The following is a 17,482-nucleotide window of genomic DNA, read 5'->3' on the forward strand; positions in this document are numbered from 1 at the left end:
TCAGCTCCGTAATTCGGCAATTTCATCATCGGTTAAATAACGAATTGGGCGGTCGCCAAGGGTGAAAATCAGCTTCGCCGCATCTTCCATTTCTTCGGTATTGTTTGCTGCTTCGCGCAGGCTTTCGCCAGTGACGACCGGCCCATGGTTGGCCAACAGGAACGCTTTATACGCCGGTGCCAGCTTGGCGAGATCCTCCGCCAAACGCTGATCGCCGGGGCGGTAGTAAGGCACTACCGGCACTTGACCGACGCGCATCACCACATACGGGGTAAAGGGCTTGATGGCATTTTCCGTATCCAATCCTTGCAGGCAAGAGAGGGCGGTAAGGTAAGTGCAGTGCAGATGCACCACCGCCTTGCAAGCCGGGTTGTGCTGATACAGCGCACGGTGAAAGCTGATCTCTTTCGACGGTTTATCACCAGAGATCCACTCACCGCTCAGGCTGACTTTTGACAGCCTGTCAGCCTGCAACTCCCCTAAACAAGAGCCGGTGGGGGTAGCCAGCAGGGTGCCATCCGGCAGCAGCAGCGACAGGTTGCCCGCTGAACCGGTGGCGTAGCCGCGTTGGAAGAAAGAGGCACCCAAGCGCACCATTTCTTCTCTAGCCTGCTGCTCTGTGGCCGAAGGTTGGCCAACGGTGGTCGTCATACTGGAAACTCCATCTGTGCTCTGGCGAAAAAGTTTTCATCGCCGAAATTGCCCGATTTCAGGGCCAATGAAACAGGTTGTTCGATGGCACGTACCCAAGGTACGCCGGGCGAAATGCAGGGGCCGATATGGAACCCGCGGATCCCCAGCGCCTGGGTGACGACGCCGGAGGTTTCGCCGCCCGCGACGATAAAGCGGCTGAATCCCTGTTGGCGCAGGCGTGTCACTACGTCGGCAAACAGTGCTTCCACCGCCAGGCTGGCTGCTTCAACACCGTATTGCCGCTGAGTTTGCTGCAACTGCTCCGGCTCGGCGGTGGCGTACAGCAACGGGGCCAGTTCGGCTGCTGCATGTTGTTCTACCCAACTGCTGAGTTCAGCGGCATAGGCGCTGCGATCGGTAGTATTGATGCAGCGCGCCACGTCGATAGCCTGCGCCGTAGCCTGTTGGCGATAGCGGGCGACCTGTTTGTTGGTCATGGTGGAGCAGGAACCGGAAAGCACCACGGCTTTTTGGCCCTGCGGCGCCCCGGCTGACTGGGCTTTTTTCTGCCTAGGCTGTGCCCATTGGCGGGCAATGCCGATCGCCAGCCCGGAACCGCCGGTCACCAGCTTCATGGTTTTCAGCGCTTCTCCTTGGGTGAGCAAATGCTGCTCATTCAGGGTGTCCAGCACCGCGTAGCGCACGCCTTGCTGCGCTAACTGCTGTAGTTTTTCTTTTACCGCATCGGCACCGCGATCCATCTCCGCCGCATTGACCAGCCCACAGCGCCCGGTTGCCTGCGCTTCCATCAGCCGCAACAGATTGCTGTCGGTCATTGGCGTGACCGGGTGGTTGCGCATGCCGGATTCAGACAGCAGTTGATCCATCACGAACAGATATCCTTGATACACCGTGCGGCCGTTGACCGGCAGCGCAGGGGAGATCACCGTTTGTTGTTCGCCCAGCGCATCAAGTAAAGCATCGGTCACCGGGCCGATATTGCCCTGCGCGGTACTGTCGAAGGTGGAACAGTATTTGAAGTAGAACTGGCGGCAGCCTTGGCGTTGCAGCCAGGCCAGCGCCTGCAACGATTGTTCGATCGCCTGATCGACCGGGCAAGAGCGCGACTTCAGGCTGATCACCACCGCTTGGGCACCTACCGGCGCATCGTCCTGCGGCACGCCGTTCAGTTGGACGGTGGGTAAACCGTTTTCTACCAAGAAGCTGGCGATATCGGTCGCGCCGGTAAAATCATCGGCAATGACTCCGAGCAGCATTAGGCGTTCCTCTTGTTGTCTGGCAGGTTGATACCGGAGAAAATCTTGATCACCGCGCTGTCATCTTCTTTGCCATAACCGGCATTACTGGCGGAGGTGAACATATTGAAGGCCGTGGAGGCCAGCGGCAGCGGGAAGTGCAGTGCTTTGGCGGTGTCGGCCACCAGCCCGAGGTCTTTAACGAAGATGTCCACGGCGGATTTTGGCGTATAGTCGCCGTCCACTACGTGGCGCATACGGTTTTCAAACATCCAGGAGTTACCGGCGGCGTGGGTAACCACATCGTACATCACGTCCAGCGGGATACCGGCGCGTGACGCCAGCGCCATCGCTTCGGCACCGGCGGCAATATGCACCCCGGCCAGCAGTTGGTGGATGATTTTCACCGTAGCACCCAGGCCGATCTCTGCGCCGATGCGGTAAACCTTACCGGCCACTGCGTCTAATACCGGCTGCAACTGGGCGAAAGTGGCTTCACTGCCGGATGCCATGACCGTCATCTGGCCTTCTGCGGCCTTGGCCGCGCCGCCGGAAACCGGGGCGTCCAACATGTTGAGGCCGAAGGTTTTCAGCCCCTGTTCGATCTCTTTGGCATCGGCGGCGGCAATGGTGGAAGACACCATCACGGGCGTATTGGGTTTTAGCTGTGCTGCCAAGCCGTTGTCGCCAAACAGGATGTGCTTCACCTGTGCCGCATTGACCACCAGCAGCAAGACGGCATCCAGTTCAGCCGCAAACCCTGCCGCGCTGGTGGTTGCCTGCTTGGCCCCGGCCTGTTGTAGAGTTGCCAGCGCCTGTGGGTTGAGATCGACACCATAAGTGGTGAGCCCAGCGTTGATGCACGACTTTGCCACGCCCATGCCCATGGAGCCTAAGCCGACGATGCAAACTGAATAATTTCCTGGCTGTGTCATAAAACACTCCTGTTAATTTTAGTGATTATTTGTTTTGTTGTGTTAAATGTAAGCGTTATGGCGGCGGTTATCGGTGATCGCCTTCACAATTATTAACAATGAAGAAAAAGGTCATTTATAGCGGAAACTTTCCTTAACATAATGCTTTTAAATGTTTTTTGTGATAATGATGGGCTTCACAGCCTGGAAAGCTTTGCTTTCTCTGCACGAAAATTGACGTAAAATCACAATTATTATCACTGCGGTTATTGAGAGGACATCGTGATACCTGTTGAACGCCACCAACAAATTTTAGCGCTGGTATCTGAGCGCGGCGTGGTTAGCATCGCCGAACTGACCGAAAGGCTGGGGGTGTCGCATATGACTATCCGGCGCGATCTGCAAAAACTGGAAGAACAAGGCGCTGTGACCACCGTTTCTGGTGGCGTACAGTCGGCTGAACGGGTGGCAACAGAACCTTCGCATCAAGATAAAGAGGGCATGTTCAGCCAGCAGAAAGCGGCGATTGGGCAACTGGCCGCACGCCAGATCCCGGTTAACAGTTGCATCTATCTGGATGCAGGCACCACCACGCTGGCCCTGGCGCGGCAGATTGGCGATCGTGACGATATCACCGTGGTGACCAACGACTTTGTGATCGCGGCTTACCTGCTTGAGCACAGCCAATGCAAGCTGATCCACACCGGCGGAACCGTCTGCCGTGAAAACCGTTCCTGTGTGGGGGCCGCTGCGGCCCAGGCATTGGGTCATCTGTTTATCGATCTGGCGTTTATCTCGGCTTCTTCGTGGAGTATGCGTGGGCTATCAACGCCCAGTGAGGATAAGGTGATGGTGAAGAAGGCGATTGTTGAAGCCAGCCGCCGCTGTATTCTGCTGAGCGATACGTCCAAATATGGCAAGGTGGCCACCTATCTGGCGCTGCCGATCGCGGCATTTGATGCGATTATCACCGATGGCAATCTACCGGAAGCGGTACAGGAAGCGATTACGCAGGCGAATATTTCGTTGCTGACGGCAAATGTTTGACTAGCCTTTACAGAGCAGAAATATTTATCACCAATCTGCGAGATTAAGTGACGTTTTTGGAGAGGAAATTCGAAGATTTTTATTTTCGCTTGAGAATTCTCAACACCAGACGACATTGATTTAAAAGCATAAACCCCGTTTGAAACCGCTATTTGCGCTCATTTTTTCGTGAGGCAAAAGATCTCATTTCTTAAAGCATCACTATTTTTACATTAAAATTTACTGAAACAGATTATTTATATCTGTTTTAAGCTTAAAAATTGTTATTTACAATATAAAAATCTAACTTTTAATCGTTTCATATATAAATATATCAATGTGCGGCGTGTTTGTATAACCTTTGGCTTGGGTTATGAGAAAATTCTTACTCCAAGGAAGGGGGAAAACCAGGATAGTCCTCCTTGGTGTTAAGACATTGATACCAATGTATAAAGTAGGATTTACGAAAGTTAGTTTTTTTACACTTTAGTTAATGCTTCATTAACAATAGATGCCAGGATTAGGCTGTTCTTATAGTGAAAACCCGTGAATAAAATGAAATATAGATTTAATGACCGCATTCTTTTCGACGTTGATAACGGAGCGTTGAGCCTGTGTGATTTCTCCGAAGAGCCTTTACCTATCTCGAATCCTTCAAAGCGTCTGTTGCAGTTGTTGATTGCCCACCATGGTGATGCTGTCAGCCGAGAAGTGATATTCAAGAAAGTATGGGATGACTATGGGATGGTCTCCAGCAACAATAATCTTAATCAGTGTGTCAGTAAATTACGCAGAGTGATCAAGGCATTAGGCATTGATGATGAGGTCATTGTTACCGTGCCTAAAGTGGGCTTTATGCTGCGGCACGAAATACAGGTGGAAATCTGTAAAAAAGAGGATGAGGCGTTTGTTAACGACGAGGTACCGTTAGCCAAATCCACGGTACATACGGAGGTGAAACCACTTTCAGCAACGGCCCGTTCTTCACCAGCGAGACATATTCATTACGGTTGGGGAGTTCTGGCGTTTGTTTTTGTTGTGATTAGCGGTATTGCCATTTATAGCTTTAGCTCGGTTTCCCGTGAGGAAACGTACTTGGGCAAGGCAGGCGGGTGTAAGGTGTTCATGTCAACCTCGGCAGATACTGGCGCTGGTGATGATGTTCTGGCTTACGCCGAACTGCAAAAAGTGCAGTGCAATGCAGATGAGTATCTTCTGCTGGTACGTAGTAATCAGGTTAAGTCCTATATATCCGGTATCTCCAGGCTGTTTTTTCTGCGTTGTAAGGTTCTTCGTGAGCATAAAGTAGAAATTTGCTCCGGGTTGGAAAGTGAAAACTCACCGCTAATGTAATCATTATCATCGGGTGTCAGGATGAAACACCTGCAGGGGAAATGGAATAGGCCACCAAGAACACATTATTAAAATCAAATAATTAATCTCAATGCAGCGCTTAAAAAATGCCCTTTTATATTTTGGTATTCAAGAGGCTATGCTTTGCGTTTTTTCCAATATTCTTACAATTATTCGATGGTAATTTGTTATGAAGAAAGCTACTTATGAAGGTGATTTCATTTTTTTTGATCCTTCTCCTTGGGTGAGAAAAGGATTACAGACGCTGATTGATCCTGAGCATACTCGCACTTGCAGTTTTCAACACCTGAAAGAAATAGAAATTGCGCTGGGTGATAACGAGAAACAAACCGTTATCATGGAGCTCTATAGCCATTCTGAAAAATTGTATGACGTTACTCAATTTGTTTTAACTTCCAGAGTATTCTGGCCTGATGCTACTTTTGTGATATTCACCGATATTACGCATACTGGCATTCTTGCTATTCTGGCAATGGAGCCCCACTTGTCCTTGGTGTCCAAACGTGATGATCTGGATTGCCTGTCTACCGCTATTGATGTCAAAGGGTATCGCAGCCCGTCTATCCAGAGCCTGCTAGGGCAACCGATACAGCCACTTTCGCACAGCGAATGGCGTATTCTGGCTCTGATGACGGGCGGTGCCGATCCTCAGCGTATTGCCGATGTTACCCAACGCAGTTACAAAACGGTCAGTACCCATAAGCTTAATATTATGCGCAAGCTACAGTTAAATCAGGCGGATTTTATGCGCCTTATTCTGGTATTCCGTACCCGCTATTACCCTTTATAAATGTCGGGTAACGACTCCTTTAGTTGCTATATTATTTCCCTGTTTGTCACCAAGATGATGGTATTAACGTCAGTGACTGATTAATAATATTACTTAATGAGGGCTGATTGGCACAGCGCGATCGCCATTACCTTGAATGACATATCACGACGACAATCATCGCGATTGCCGCCATTGTGCTCAGTACACCGGAACCGAAAAACGGAAACAGGCCCCTGCGTGCGGTTGTTCCACTAAAGTGATATCGCTGTCATGCAATTGCAGGATGCGTTTTACAATCATCAAACCCAAACCTCCGGCATGGCGGCGGGCGTTATTCAGGATTGACGGACGGATAAACAGATCCGCACGTAATTCTTGTGGGATCCCCGGTCCGCTGTCATTCACCTGCACCATCACCTTATTGCCTTGCGTCCATAAACGGATGGTGATTTCACCGGTTTGAGGCGTATGCCGGATTGCGTTGTCCAGCAGATTGGTCAGTACTCGCTCCATCATGCTCAGATCGGCATTCACCAGCGGGATCCCTGGCTGAATATCGGCACGCAACTGCTGCTGGCGCGCTTCGGCGGCCAACTCAAACTTCTGGAACACATCCTGTACCAACTCACTGAGTGAGAAGGGCTCCTTCTGTGGTTTTACCACCCCGTATTCCAACCGCGCCAGTTCGAACAGCTCTTGCGCCAACCGGCCTACCTTGCGGCTTTGTGCCAATGCGATCTCCAAATAACGTTGGCGATCGGTTTCCGCCAGGCTGGCCGATTTCACCGATAACGTTTCCAGATAACCATGCAGCGAAGTGAGCGGCGTGCGCAGGTCGTGCGAGATATTGGCGATAAATTCGCGCCGTTGCTGATCCTGCTGTGACAGCGTTTGCCACTGCTCGGCAATCCGCTGTGCCATGCGGCGAAACGCTTGCTGCAACTGGCTGACTTCGTCGCGGCCGCTACTCTCAGGCGTATTATTGGCGTAAGCCTGCAAGGCTGCGATACCGTCGCTGTCCAGTTTGCTGACCTGCTGAGTCAGGTGGCGGATTGGGCGGGTAACCCAGCGGAAGGCAAAAGCCCCCGCCAGCAGCCCGAACAGCACCACCAGCCCCATTGACCACAGCGCCGAATAAAGTGCGGAGTTCACCTGCGCGCTGTTGGCCAAGGCATCGTAATCTTCGCCGAGCAGCACGACATACAGGTAGCCTTCGATCTCACCGTTGACCTTCAGCGGGGCAACGCTGAACACTTTGTTGGCATTCAAGTTACGCGGGTCGTCGCCATAAATCGGCATTTTTGCCCCGCTCAGCAGCGCCTGGATAGGAGACAGATCGACTCTCTGCCGCTTCAGTCGCCCGGCGGGCGCGGCATTACCAACGATATTGCCTGCTTTATCCAGCAGGTAAACCTCCACGCTCGGGTTGACTGCCATCAGGCGATCGAACAGGGTATGTACTGAGCTGTCGTCCCATCCTTTGGGGCTCAGCAGTGGATTGCTGGTGGCGATATGCAGCGCCAGATTGGCCGAAAGCCGTTGAATCACCGCTTGGCTGTATTGGGTACTGCTGCGCACCTGCAATACGCCGGAGATCGAACAGCAGATCAGCAGCAGCAGAGCGAAAACCAGCGTCAGGCGTTGTGTGAGCGTGAGATTTTTCATGATTCACTCTTGCGGCGCGGCCGCGAATTTATAGCCCATGCCCCAGACGGTGAGGATGCGCTCGGGTTCAGCCGGGTTGCTTTCGATTTTGATCCGCAGCCGGTTGATATGCGTATTGACGGTATGCTCGTAGCCTTCGTGCTGGTATCCCCATACCTGATTCAGCAAACTGAGGCGCGAGAACACTTTGCCCGGATGGCGGGCGAAAAAGTACAGCAGGTCGAATTCTCGCGGCGTCAGTTCCACCGCTTGCTGGTTCAGATGCACCTCACGGGCGATAGGATCGATGATCAGCCCGTGGAAACTCAAGGTGCCTGCTTCCATACGCAGGTTACGGGTCATCGCCTCCTGGCGGCGGAACAGCGCTTTTACCCGCGCCACCAGTTCCAGCATCGAGAAAGGCTTGGCGAGATAATCGTCAGCGCCCAGTTCAAGCCCCAACACCCGGTGAACTTCGCTGGAGCGCGCGCTGGTAATGATGATCGGGGTATAGCGCGTCATGTTGCGCGCGCGGCGGCAGATTTCCAGCCCATCAATCCCCGGCAGCATCAGATCGAGAATCAGGGCGTCCCACCCGCCTTGTTCCAGCATCGCCATCCCCAGATTGCCATCGGCGGCGTGGCTGATGTCATAACCTTCATCGCGCAGATGCAACTGCAACAGTTCAGCAATATTGGCGTCGTCTTCGACGATCAAAATGCGTTTTGCCTTATCCATTCTTTCCACCGCGTTTTTTGGCTATTACCGAAGTCTACACAACCCTCGCCTTCAGAGTTGTCACATTTTATTTAACTTTGCGTGAGGTCTTGGGGAACAAATCTGGCTAATACTTAGTCCATCGAAACAGGCGCCGTCAGGAGAGACACCATGAGTATGTCGATCACGCCAGAGAAAACCGGCCTCATCCACCCACTGTGGCTGCGGTTGACTCATTGGCTGAATGCGTTGGCGATGCTAATTATGGTCACCAGCGGTTGGCGGATCTACAACGCTTCCCCGCTGTTTAACTTCAGGTTTATTAATGAATTAACCTTGGGCGGCTGGTTGGGGGGCGCACTCCAGTGGCACTTTGCCGGGATGTGGCTGTTTGGCCTCAACGGCCTGTGCTATTTGCTGATTAATCTGTTGAGTGGCCGTTTTAAACGTCAATACTGGCCGCTCAGTCCTCGTCAGTTTTTTAACGATCTGTGGGCGGCGCTGCGTGGCAAATTACAGCATGCCGATTTGCGGCATTACAACATGGTGCAACGGGCCGCCTATCTGTTTGCGATGGCTGCCAGCATCCTGATGGTGCTTTCCGGGTTGGTGATATGGAAGTCGGTGCAATTTCCGCTGCTGCGCGTGCTGCTGGGGGGTTATGAGATGGCTCGCTATATCCACTTCTTTGCCATGTCGGCGCTGGTGGGGTTTGTGGTGATCCATCTGGTGATGGTGGCCTTGGTGCCCCGTACTCTGCTTGCCATGCTGCGTGGGCGCTAAGGAATTCGTAATGAAAACAGAACAACAGTCGATGAGCCTGCAAGAAGGCCATGAGTTGGTAAAAGAAGCGCAGCGTCTGCTGGCTCGCCAGCTTGAATCCTCATCCCGCCGTCGCTTTCTGCGCAATGGGCTGACGCTGGGGGGCATCGCGATGCTTACCGGGTGCGATCTGAGTGATAACACCCACGTAGAACAGGCGCTGAGCCGGATTTCACGCTTTAACGATCGGGTTCAGGGCTGGCTGTTTAATGCCGATCATCTGGCACCGGTCTACCCGGAATCGATGATCACCCGGCCTTTCCCATTCAACGCGTTTTATGCCGAGGATGAAGCTCCAGAGATTGATGGGGACGACTACCAGTTGGAAGTGGCTGGGTTGGTGCTGAACAAACAGCCCTGGACGCTGCCGCAGTTGCACAAGATGACGCAAATCAGCCAGGTAACGCGCCATATCTGTGTTGAAGGCTGGAGTGCCATCGGTAAATGGGGCGGGGTGCCTTTTACCGCCTTCCTGCAAGCGATTGGTGCCGATCTCAATGCTAAATATGTCAGCTTTAAATGTGCGGATGATTATTACACCAGCATCGATATGGCCACTGCGTTGCATCCGCAGACCATTCTGGCGTTGACCTATGACGGGCAGATCCTGCCGCGTAAATATGGTTATCCGATGAAGCTGCGTATGCCTACCAAGTTGGGTTACAAAAATCCGAAACATATTCAAGCGATCGAGGTTACCAATCGCTTCACGGGAGGCTACTGGGAAGATCAAGGTTACAACTGGTTTGGCGGCAGTTAAGCGCTGCTCCAAATAACTCCATGCACTGCAAAGTGCTTTCTAAATAACCGAAGGAAATATTATGAAAAAGTTATTCGCCGTGATGATGTGCAGCGCGTTGATGTTGGGTGTCTCTGGTGCCTATGCGGCAGACAGCATGAGCCACGATGGCATGAAAAAGGATGAGATGAGCCAAATGTCCCACGACGGCATGGCTAAAGGCAGTATGGCTAAGGACAGTATGAAAAAAGACTGTATGGGCAAAGATTGCGTTAAAAAAGAGCACATGAAGAAAGATCATATGGCTAAGGATGCCATGAAGAAAGATGAAATGAAGAAAGATGCGATGAAGAAAGATGCGATGAGCCAGTAAATATTGGCCAATATCCGGCGGCCGATGTCGCCGGTCATTTCCAGTTATCGAGAGGTTTATTATGAAAAACATCATTCTGGCCGTGGTTCTGGCCTGTATTGGCAGTAGCGCTCTGGCCGCTACCCCGGTGACCACCGCTGAAGCACAGAAGTTACAAAAAATCGGCGTGGTTTCCAGCCAGGCAAGCACGTTGAGTGGTTTTGAGCAGATGATTGCCGCTGAGGCCCAACAAAAAGGGGCCAGTGCTTACCGCATTACGTCGGCTACGGTGAATAATCACGTCTACGGCACGGCGGACCTGTATAAATAGGGAGAGTTATGCCTTCAAATGCTGGCATATTAAGGTAAAGGGACGGAGTCTGACCGCGTCCCTTTTGCTATCAGCGCTGCCCTATCCACTGGGTGCATTTACCGTCGGTACACTTACCGTTGTACAACAGATGCAGGCTGGGTGATTCGTTGTGATAATTGGGTTGTTGTGCGCTGTTCTGTGGCGATGACTCTGCCATACCTTGCGCTGGTGTGCGGCGATAGACCGCCGGGGTTGCGCCAAACTGCTTTTTAAATGCCCGCGAAAATGAAGGCTGAGAATCAAAATGGAATTGCAGGGCGATGTCCAGAATCGAGCGAGGGGTAGCGCGTAGAACTTGCGCTGCCTGCGAAAGACGGCGCTCGCGGATGTAACTACCCAGCGCATGGCCAGTGGTACTGCGGAACATGCGTTGCAAGTGCCATTTGGAGTAGCCCGATTTTGCTGCCACGTTGTCCAGCAGCAGCGGTTGATCCAGATGAGTTTCTATCCAGTCCATCAAGTCGTGAATGATATTGGCGCGATCCATTGTATAAATCCTCCCGCAGGTACGACATTCAGGTCACAGTAAAATACAGTTAATAATCCAAGTTTATTCTTTGATAATAGGCCTGCGTGAAAGGTGACGCAAGTACTAACTGGGGAATTCCACGTGGCGAAAAATGCTCTACTGGGAGCAAGGGGATAAATTCAGCAGGGTACCAGTGACAGCAGATCTTGCAGAAGGTAGTCCAAGAATATCAGTGAGAAGGGATAGCTTGTCTGGCTATCCCAGAATGTAGTTATGCTTCGCGAGCGGGAATATTCACCCCACGTTGCACCGCTGGCCGGGCTAAGCCACGCTCCAACCATTGGCCGACCAGTGGGAAACTGTCGAATTCCACTAGTTCACGTGCTTGATAGAAACCAATCAGATTACGCACCCAGCCAAGCAGTGAAATATCGGCAATGGTGTAATCGGCACCCATGATCCAATCGCGCCCAGCCAAGCGGCTTTCTAGCACGCCGAGCAGGCGTTTGGACTCTTTCTGATAGCGTTCCAACGGCCGTTTGTCTTCATATTCGCGCCCGGCGAATTTGTGGAAAAAGCCAAGCTGGCCGAACATTGGGCCAACCGCCGCCATTTGGAAGAATACCCACTGGATAGTTTCATAACGCAACGCAGCATCTTGCGGCAAGAACTTGCCGCTTTTTTCTGCCAGATACAGCAGGATCGCGCCAGATTCGAACAGTTCGAACGGTTTGCCTCCGGGGCCATCGGGATCGATGATTGCCGGGATTTTACCGTTCGGGTTTAGCGACAGGAATTCTGGCGTCCAGGTTTCGTTGTTACCGATATCGACCAAGTGTGCCTCATAAGGCAAACCGATCTCCTCCAGCATGATAGAGACTTTCACCCCGTTTGGCGTTGGCAGCGAGTAGAGCTGTAATCGTTCAGGGTGCTTAGCAGGCCAGCGTTGAGTAATGGGGAATTGGGCTTGATCAAACATGGTCACTCCTCAGATTTTACGGATTCATCAACAGGCTATCCTATGAATGTGGCAGTAAACCTAGCCTGTTATCGGGTTAAACGGATATGCCAAAATGTGCGATCAGCGCCTTTTTACCCGCTGTGGTGAGTTGCAAGGCGCGGCTGTCAAGCTGGCGCTGGATCCAGCCACGTTTTTCGAACCCAGCTAGCAGTGCGGCACCGAGTGCGCCGCCAAGGTGGGCTTTGCGTTCGCTCCAATCCAGGCAACCGCAGGCAAAACGTCGCCGAGAGAGCACGGGGGAACAGTCGATGCCCAACTGTGCCAACGCTGTTTGCCCCTGATTGCTGAGCTGATAGTCGCCATCACCGGTCAACCATGCCAGCTCAAACAGGCGGTTATGTAACAGAACGGCGACTTCGCCCGCCATATGGTCGTAGCAGGTGCGGGCAAAGCGCAGTGAGCTCGGCGTGGTGCTTTTCACCACCGGCTGTTCGACGCCAGCCAACGCCATCAGGGTTTCCAGCACCTCGGCCACCGGTTGACCGGCCAAGCGGTAAAAACGGTGGCGCCCTTGCTTCACGCAGGCGAGCAGGCGTTGTTCCAGCAGGCGTGCCAGATGGTTGCTGGCGGTTGAGGCGGCCACATCTACCGCAGCGCTTAGTTCCGTGGCGGTATAGGCACGGCCATCCATCAACAGACATAGCATGCGGGCTCGCGTACGGTCAGCGATGGCGGCGGTCAACGCCGCGAGGCGATCTTCAATATCGGTATCATTCATATTTCGAGCATAAGCGAAGTGTTGTCGTTCGTCTAACGCCACAATGCCAATTCCTCCGTTTAACCTGAAGGTATATCCCATGACGGTCTGCCCCTTTGCCGTTACAACGCCGCAAGCGGTACGTGAAGCCTTGACCCATGTCGATCTTGGCGTGCGCCCGCCACATGAACCCGTGCCGATGGCGCTGCTTAACACCCTGGCGCAACCAGTGTTTACCGCATTGGTACGCATGCGTGATGATGCTGGGCATCGCGAACTGAAAACCGCAATCAGCACGGTTTTAACCTCGTTCAGTGATAATGAGATCCGCCAAATAGCAACTCGGGTGGCGCAACAATTGGCCCCTGGCGTGCTAACAGCCGAACAGCTAACGCGCTTCAATTACGCCTTACCGATTAGCGTATTGGCGGAGATGCTGGGCGTTGCCTGTCAGGAACGCACTGCGCTGGTGGATAGCGTATTGGATTTTGTGCGCTGCATCGCCCCTGGCGGCAGCGAGCAGCAGATGGCGTGCGGTGCCGTTGCCGCCGGAAAATTGCATGAGTGGATGCAGACTGCCGATGGCCCATTATTCACCCGCTTGTGCCAACATATTGGCGATCGTTCGGTGGCGATCGCCAATGCCATAGGGCTGTTTTTTCAGGCCTGTGAGGGAACTGCCGGATTATTAGGGCAAACGCTGTTATTGATGCAGGAACGGGATGTGGCAGCGGAAGATGGCCTCGCTGCCGTGCTACAGGAAACGCCGCCGATTCATACCACTCGCCGTTTTGCGTTGCGTGAGACCGAACTGGCTGGTCAGCGGTTGACGGTTGGGCAAGTGGTGCTGATTCCGTTGAAGACGGCTGAAGAAAGTTTTGCCTTCGGCTGCGGCAGCCATCAGTGTCCTGGGTCCGATTGGGCGCAATCTATTGCCTTGAGCGGTATTCGTCATTTATTGGCGCTCAATATTGAGCCAAAATTATTAGCCCACTTTCGCTGGCGTGTTTCGCAGAATGCGCATGTGCCGGAATTTTTTACTGTTGAGGAACGATAATGATCGCGGTTATTTTTGAATTACAGTCTGCCGAAGGGCAGCGGGAAACTTATCTCAATCTGGCGGCTGAGCTGAAACCGCTGTTGGCGGAAATCGACGGATTTATTTCTATCGAGCGCTTTCAGAGCCTGAGCGATCCACAAAAATTGCTGTCGTTATCATTCTGGCGCGATGAAGCAGCGGTACAGCAGTGGCGCAATCTGGAGCAGCACCGTAAGGCGCAGGCACGCGGGCGGCACGACGTGCTGGAATATTATCGGCTGCGGGTAGCTGATGTGGTGCGTGATTATGGGCTGGAGCCGCGCGAACAGGCACCGGCAGATAGCCAGCACTTTCATCAGAAGTAGAAGTCTGGGGCTATCCTGAAGATGGTCCTAAAAAATAATTAAAAACAGTATGTTATTTAAGTGATTTTGTCGCGTCAGCCTGAACAATCGGTGCCAGTTGTGCCTGTTCCAGCGTAACGATTTTCCCTTGCCGGGTGATCAGTACCTGTTGCAGTGGCTGGCCACTTTCTTTTTCTGTCAATATGACATGGGGCTTATTGCCAAGCAGATACTTGTGCCCCCATTCCATCAACGCCATCAGAATTGGCCCCAAGCTGCGGCCTTTTTCGGTTAACACATATTCATGGCGTTCCCGTGTTCCTGGTTCTTGATAGGCACTTTTGCTCAATAAGCCCCCTTCGACCATAGCCGCCAGACGGCTGCTCAAGGCGTGCCTGGATGCGCCAATATCGGTGCGTAAATCTTCGAACCGCGTCACGCCATAGAAGGCTTCACGCAGGATCAAGAGCGTCCAGCGATCGCCGATGATTTCTGCGGCCTGCGCTAAACCACATAATTCGGCAGAGAGAGGGGGGATCCGGAGCATTTTTGACATGAGCAGTGACCTTGTCTATTCTGAGTCTGATTATCAGACTTATATCAATGCAAGGAGATTAGCGTGCCTTTTGTTAATGTGCAAACCATCAAAGGAATTATGAACGAGGAGCAGAAAAGCGAGCTGCTCAAGCGTATCACTGATTTAATGGTGGAAATTGAAGGGCGGGGCGATCCGGCTTTCAGAGCGTCGGTTTGGGTCAGAATCGATGAACATGAGCCAGAGCAATGGAGCCTTGGTGGGCTGCAACCCAACGCCACGATGATCGCCGCCAAGTTTCCGCCACGAGAATAAAATACTGATCATTGCGGAGATATTTCTTGAAGCCTATCTCCGCAGCTTCCTCACCGCACAAATCTTCATCAAAACTCCCCACGATATCTGCGTTTCGTTATGGCATAATGCGCGCCAAATCACATTCCCTATGATATGAAGAGCGAGCGCTGTGTTAAGCACTAACAACATCACTATGCAGTTTGGCAGTAAGCCGTTGTTTGAAAACATTTCCGTCAAGTTTGGCGGCGGTAACCGTTACGGTTTGATCGGAGCCAACGGCTGCGGTAAATCCACCTTTATGAAAATCCTCGGCGGTGATCTGGTGCCAAGCGCCGGTAACGTGTTCCTCGATCCGAACGAACGCCTGGGTAAACTGCGTCAGGATCAGTTCGCGTTCGAAGAGTTCAGCGTGCTGGATACCGTGATCATGGGCCACACCGAACTGTGGGCGGTAAAAGAAGAGCGCGATCGCATTTACGCCCTGGCGGAAATGAGCGAAGAAGATGGCTATAAAGTGGCCGATCTGGAAGTCGCCTACGGTGAGATGGACGGTTACACCGCTGAAGCCCGCGCGGGTGAACTGCTGCTCGGCGTAGGTATTCCGGTAGAGCAGCATTACGGCCCGATGAGCGAAATCGCCCCAGGTTTTAAGCTGCGTGTGCTGTTGGCGCAGGCGCTGTTCTCTAATCCAGAAATTCTGCTGCTCGACGAGCCTACCAACAACCTGGACATCGATACCATTCGCTGGCTGGAGCAGGTGCTGAACGAGCGTAACAGCACCATGATTATCATTTCGCACGACCGTCACTTCCTGAACATGGTGTGTACCCACATGGCGGATCTGGATTACGGCGAACTGCGCGTATACCCAGGCAACTACGACGAATATATGACGGCGGCCACTCAGGCGCGTGAGCGTTTGATGTCAGACAACGCCAAGAAGAAGGCACAGATTAACGAATTGCAGTCATTCGTTAGCCGCTTCAGCGCCAACGCCTCCAAGTCCAAGCAGGCGACTTCCCGTGCCCGCCAGATCGACAAGATTCAGTTGGAAGAGGTGAAAGCCTCCAGCCGTCAGAACCCGTTTATCCGCTTCGAGCAGGATAAGAAACTGTTCCGTAACGCGCTGGAAGTGGAAGCGTTGAGCAAAGGTTTCGACAACGGCCCGCTGTTTAGCAAGCTCGACCTGATGATTGAAGTGGGTGAAAAGGTCGCAATTCTGGGTCCTAACGGCATCGGTAAATCCACCTTGCTGAAAACCCTGGTCGGGGACGTAGAGCCGGATAACGGCAGCGTGAAATGGTCAGAAAACGCCAGGATCGGTTACTACGCGCAGGATCATGAATACGAGTTCGATGATACCTTGACCGTGTTCGACTGGATGAGCCAGTGGAAACAGGAAAAAGACGACGAGCAGGCGGTACGTAGCGTACTGGGCCGTTTACTGTTCAGCCAGGACGACATCAAGAAGCGCGTAAAAGTGCTGTCGGGTGGTGAGAAGGGCCGTATGCTGTTCGGTAAGCTGATGATGCAGCGCCCGAATATTCTGGTGATGGATGAACCAACCAACCACATGGATATGGAATCTATCGAGTCGCTGAATATGGCGCTGGAAATGTATGAAGGCACGTTGATCTTTGTATCCCATGACCGTGAATTTGTGAGCTCGCTGGCCACACGTATTCTGGAAATGACCCCGAACAAGGTGATCGACTTTACCGGCAACTACGAAGACTATCTGCGTAGTCAGGGTATCGCTTAAGCTTTTCCCTTCACCCTAACCCTCTCTACGGGTTGTCTCTTATACGTATCTCAGATTGCGGCCTAAAAGCCGTGATCTGAGAAATATAGCCATCTGATTTTAAAGGGAGTATTTTGTGTCAGCCCTAAACTGAGTACAAAATAATCCACTTATAAAACAAAATAATAAAGCGTTGTACATAAGGGGCAGCTCTATGAGAGAGGTGTCCACCAAATCTTTCCTTTCGCTTGGGGATGAGAGTGATTCAAGCTTGCAACGAGCGTTGAATACTTCTTTCTCCTAACATTACGATGCGCAATCCAGGAACTCACTTTTGTTCACTGGAGGAGGCTTAACGCCTTCATGATTATCTTTGCAAGAGCTAAGCATTTGTCCAAAAACCACACTATAGTCAGTTGATTGAGGATACAGCTTAAGTTCACTCCATTCATTAACCTTGGCAGATGAACTCATCATAAAGCTCAACAAGAGGAAATGATGAATATAGCCTACTGATTTTTTTATTATTACTAATGGGAAGCACTTCTTTTTCGAACACAACCGGTCATCGGGCAGCATCTATAAGTAAATTGGAGCTATTACCAATGAATACAATCTACAAAGTCATTTGGAATAAAACTTTGAGCGCATGGGTTGTTGTGAGTGAATTGGCAAAAGGGAGGACAAAAAATAAACGTAGCTATAGTTTACTCACCG

20 protein-coding genes and 1 pseudogene are annotated in these 17,482 nt (G+C 52.1%); 12 read left to right on the forward strand and 9 right to left on the reverse strand.

Translation table 11 applies throughout. From position 1 onward, the window contains the following. Genes otnC through ltnD form a run of 3 tightly spaced genes read right to left on the reverse strand, consistent with a single transcriptional unit; the run spans nucleotide 1 to nucleotide 2,824 of the window. Nucleotides 1-651, reverse strand: coding sequence for a 3-oxo-tetronate 4-phosphate decarboxylase (gene otnC, locus AC2A1E_RS13190; protein ID WP_484384129.1), 651 nt, complete (start codon nucleotides 649-651; stop codon nucleotides 1-3). Continuing rightward, entirely contained in the window at nucleotides 648-1,910 is a 1,263-nt protein-coding gene (otnK, locus tag AC2A1E_RS13195) for a 3-oxo-tetronate kinase (protein WP_484384130.1), read from the reverse strand. The genes otnC and otnK overlap by 4 nt, the downstream gene beginning before the upstream one ends. Continuing rightward, entirely contained in the window at nucleotides 1,910-2,824 is a 915-nt protein-coding gene (ltnD, locus tag AC2A1E_RS13200) for an L-threonate dehydrogenase (protein WP_484384131.1), read from the reverse strand. Before ltnD ends, otnK begins: the two co-directional genes overlap by 1 nt. Nucleotides 2,825-3,085: 261 nt before the next feature. Between ltnD and ygbI the strand changes: the two genes are divergently transcribed. The 3 genes from ygbI to AC2A1E_RS13215 all read left to right on the forward strand — a co-directional run bounded on the left by ygbI (nucleotide 3,086) and on the right by AC2A1E_RS13215 (nucleotide 5,993). After that, the gene (gene ygbI / locus AC2A1E_RS13205; protein ID WP_484384132.1) at nucleotides 3,086-3,850 is read left to right on the forward strand and encodes a DNA-binding transcriptional repressor YgbI; all 765 of its coding nucleotides are present in this window, start codon (nucleotides 3,086-3,088) and stop codon (nucleotides 3,848-3,850) included. Nucleotides 3,851-4,384: 534 nt separating this feature from the next. Next, a complete protein-coding gene (locus AC2A1E_RS13210; RefSeq protein ID WP_484384149.1) occupies nucleotides 4,385-5,182 on the forward strand; it encodes a winged helix-turn-helix domain-containing protein in 798 nt (265 codons plus the stop codon). Between the two features lie 190 nt (nucleotides 5,183-5,372). After that, a complete protein-coding gene (locus AC2A1E_RS13215; protein WP_484384133.1) occupies nucleotides 5,373-5,993 on the forward strand; it encodes a helix-turn-helix transcriptional regulator in 621 nt (206 codons plus the stop codon). Between the two features lie 180 nt (nucleotides 5,994-6,173). On the opposite strand, the gene AC2A1E_RS13220 is transcribed toward AC2A1E_RS13215, so the two are convergent. Together AC2A1E_RS13220 and AC2A1E_RS13225 are read right to left on the reverse strand one after the other, a co-directional pair. Continuing rightward, nucleotides 6,174-7,640, reverse strand: coding sequence for a HAMP domain-containing sensor histidine kinase (locus tag AC2A1E_RS13220; RefSeq protein ID WP_484384134.1), 1,467 nt, complete (start codon nucleotides 7,638-7,640; stop codon nucleotides 6,174-6,176). A 3-nt stretch (nucleotides 7,641-7,643) separates the two neighbouring features. Next, entirely contained in the window at nucleotides 7,644-8,357 is a 714-nt protein-coding gene (locus AC2A1E_RS13225) for a response regulator transcription factor (RefSeq protein ID WP_484384135.1), read from the reverse strand. A 150-nt stretch (nucleotides 8,358-8,507) separates the two neighbouring features. On the opposite strand from AC2A1E_RS13225, the gene AC2A1E_RS13230 reads away from it, so the two are divergent. The 4 genes from AC2A1E_RS13230 to AC2A1E_RS13245 all read left to right on the forward strand — a co-directional run bounded on the left by AC2A1E_RS13230 (nucleotide 8,508) and on the right by AC2A1E_RS13245 (nucleotide 10,580). Continuing rightward, a complete protein-coding gene (locus tag AC2A1E_RS13230) occupies nucleotides 8,508-9,119 on the forward strand; it encodes a cytochrome b/b6 domain-containing protein (protein WP_484384136.1) in 612 nt (203 codons plus the stop codon). A 10-nt stretch (nucleotides 9,120-9,129) separates the two neighbouring features. Further along, nucleotides 9,130-9,918, forward strand: coding sequence for a molybdopterin-dependent oxidoreductase (locus AC2A1E_RS13235; RefSeq protein WP_484384137.1), 789 nt, complete (start codon nucleotides 9,130-9,132; stop codon nucleotides 9,916-9,918). A 61-nt stretch (nucleotides 9,919-9,979) separates the two neighbouring features. Continuing rightward, nucleotides 9,980-10,270 (forward strand): pentapeptide MXKDX repeat protein, encoded by a 291-nt coding sequence (locus AC2A1E_RS13240; protein ID WP_484384138.1) that lies wholly within the window; start codon nucleotides 9,980-9,982, stop codon nucleotides 10,268-10,270. A gap of 61 nt (nucleotides 10,271-10,331) precedes the next feature. Then, nucleotides 10,332-10,580, forward strand: a complete 249-nt coding sequence (locus AC2A1E_RS13245; protein WP_484384139.1) for a YdgH/BhsA/McbA-like domain containing protein — start codon at nucleotides 10,332-10,334, stop codon at nucleotides 10,578-10,580. A 70-nt stretch (nucleotides 10,581-10,650) separates the two neighbouring features. Here AC2A1E_RS13245 and AC2A1E_RS13250 read toward each other — a convergent pair whose 3' ends face one another. The 3 genes from AC2A1E_RS13250 to AC2A1E_RS13260 form a co-directional block, all read right to left on the reverse strand. After that, a complete protein-coding gene (locus AC2A1E_RS13250) occupies nucleotides 10,651-11,109 on the reverse strand; it encodes a helix-turn-helix domain-containing protein (RefSeq protein WP_484384140.1) in 459 nt (152 codons plus the stop codon). 253 nt (nucleotides 11,110-11,362) lie between these two features. Continuing rightward, nucleotides 11,363-12,070, reverse strand: a complete 708-nt coding sequence (locus AC2A1E_RS13255) for a glutathione S-transferase N-terminal domain-containing protein (protein WP_484384141.1) — start codon at nucleotides 12,068-12,070, stop codon at nucleotides 11,363-11,365. 76 nt (nucleotides 12,071-12,146) lie between these two features. After that, nucleotides 12,147-12,830, reverse strand: coding sequence for an ArsR/SmtB family transcription factor (locus AC2A1E_RS13260; protein WP_484384150.1), 684 nt, complete (start codon nucleotides 12,828-12,830; stop codon nucleotides 12,147-12,149). 79 nt (nucleotides 12,831-12,909) lie between these two features. On the opposite strand from AC2A1E_RS13260, the gene AC2A1E_RS13265 reads away from it, so the two are divergent. Beyond that, complete coding sequence (locus tag AC2A1E_RS13265) at nucleotides 12,910-13,866, forward strand: cytochrome P450 (RefSeq protein ID WP_484384142.1); 957 nt, start codon at nucleotides 12,910-12,912, stop codon at nucleotides 13,864-13,866. Beyond that, the gene (locus AC2A1E_RS13270; protein WP_484384143.1) at nucleotides 13,866-14,213 is read left to right on the forward strand and encodes an antibiotic biosynthesis monooxygenase family protein; all 348 of its coding nucleotides are present in this window, start codon (nucleotides 13,866-13,868) and stop codon (nucleotides 14,211-14,213) included. Before AC2A1E_RS13265 ends, AC2A1E_RS13270 begins: the two co-directional genes overlap by 1 nt. Before the next feature lie 52 nt (nucleotides 14,214-14,265). On the opposite strand, the gene AC2A1E_RS13275 is transcribed toward AC2A1E_RS13270, so the two are convergent. Then, nucleotides 14,266-14,748, reverse strand: a complete 483-nt coding sequence (locus AC2A1E_RS13275; RefSeq protein ID WP_484384144.1) for a winged helix-turn-helix transcriptional regulator — start codon at nucleotides 14,746-14,748, stop codon at nucleotides 14,266-14,268. A gap of 63 nt (nucleotides 14,749-14,811) precedes the next feature. On the opposite strand from AC2A1E_RS13275, the gene AC2A1E_RS13280 reads away from it, so the two are divergent. The 3 genes and pseudogenes from AC2A1E_RS13280 to AC2A1E_RS13290 all read left to right on the forward strand — a co-directional run. Further along, nucleotides 14,812-15,042 carry a tautomerase family protein gene (locus AC2A1E_RS13280; protein WP_484384145.1) on the forward strand — a complete coding sequence of 77 codons (231 nt, stop codon included), beginning with the start codon at nucleotides 14,812-14,814 and terminating at the stop codon, nucleotides 15,040-15,042. 151 nt (nucleotides 15,043-15,193) lie between these two features. After that, a complete protein-coding gene (locus tag AC2A1E_RS13285; RefSeq protein ID WP_484384146.1) occupies nucleotides 15,194-16,786 on the forward strand; it encodes an ABC-F family ATPase in 1,593 nt (530 codons plus the stop codon). A gap of 584 nt (nucleotides 16,787-17,370) precedes the next feature. Beyond that, nucleotides 17,371-17,454: pseudogene (locus AC2A1E_RS13290) on the forward strand (ESPR domain-containing protein); the annotation flags it as partial. Nucleotides 17,455-17,482: the final 28 nt, after the last annotated feature.

It is taken from the genome of Serratia sp. HNCC26DJ206 (genome assembly GCF_057180605.1).

Excerpts from the sequence above, each read along its gene's own strand:
- otnC (WP_484384129.1), bottom strand. The coding sequence starts at position 651 with ATGACGACCACCGTTGGCCAACCTTCGGCCACAGAGCAGCAGGCTAGA.
- AC2A1E_RS13230 (WP_484384136.1), top strand. The coding sequence starts at position 8,508 with ATGAGTATGTCGATCACGCCAGAGAAAACCGGCCTCATCCACCCACTG.
- AC2A1E_RS13225 (WP_484384135.1), bottom strand. The coding sequence starts at position 8,357 with ATGGATAAGGCAAAACGCATTTTGATCGTCGAAGACGACGCCAATATT.
- AC2A1E_RS13235 (WP_484384137.1), top strand. The coding sequence starts at position 9,130 with ATGAAAACAGAACAACAGTCGATGAGCCTGCAAGAAGGCCATGAGTTG.
- AC2A1E_RS13240 (WP_484384138.1), top strand. The coding sequence starts at position 9,980 with ATGAAAAAGTTATTCGCCGTGATGATGTGCAGCGCGTTGATGTTGGGT.
- AC2A1E_RS13210 (WP_484384149.1), top strand. The coding sequence starts at position 4,385 with ATGAAATATAGATTTAATGACCGCATTCTTTTCGACGTTGATAACGGA.
- AC2A1E_RS13220 (WP_484384134.1), bottom strand. The coding sequence starts at position 7,640 with ATGAAAAATCTCACGCTCACACAACGCCTGACGCTGGTTTTCGCTCTG.
- otnK (WP_484384130.1), bottom strand. The coding sequence starts at position 1,910 with ATGCTGCTCGGAGTCATTGCCGATGATTTTACCGGCGCGACCGATATC.
- AC2A1E_RS13250 (WP_484384140.1), bottom strand. The coding sequence starts at position 11,109 with ATGGATCGCGCCAATATCATTCACGACTTGATGGACTGGATAGAAACT.
- ltnD (WP_484384131.1), bottom strand. The coding sequence starts at position 2,824 with ATGACACAGCCAGGAAATTATTCAGTTTGCATCGTCGGCTTAGGCTCC.
- AC2A1E_RS13245 (WP_484384139.1), top strand. The coding sequence starts at position 10,332 with ATGAAAAACATCATTCTGGCCGTGGTTCTGGCCTGTATTGGCAGTAGC.
- AC2A1E_RS13260 (WP_484384150.1), bottom strand. The coding sequence starts at position 12,830 with ATGAATGATACCGATATTGAAGATCGCCTCGCGGCGTTGACCGCCGCC.
- AC2A1E_RS13270 (WP_484384143.1), top strand. The coding sequence starts at position 13,866 with ATGATCGCGGTTATTTTTGAATTACAGTCTGCCGAAGGGCAGCGGGAA.
- AC2A1E_RS13255 (WP_484384141.1), bottom strand. The coding sequence starts at position 12,070 with ATGTTTGATCAAGCCCAATTCCCCATTACTCAACGCTGGCCTGCTAAG.
- AC2A1E_RS13275 (WP_484384144.1), bottom strand. The coding sequence starts at position 14,748 with ATGTCAAAAATGCTCCGGATCCCCCCTCTCTCTGCCGAATTATGTGGT.
- AC2A1E_RS13265 (WP_484384142.1), top strand. The coding sequence starts at position 12,910 with ATGACGGTCTGCCCCTTTGCCGTTACAACGCCGCAAGCGGTACGTGAA.
- AC2A1E_RS13215 (WP_484384133.1), top strand. The coding sequence starts at position 5,373 with ATGAAGAAAGCTACTTATGAAGGTGATTTCATTTTTTTTGATCCTTCT.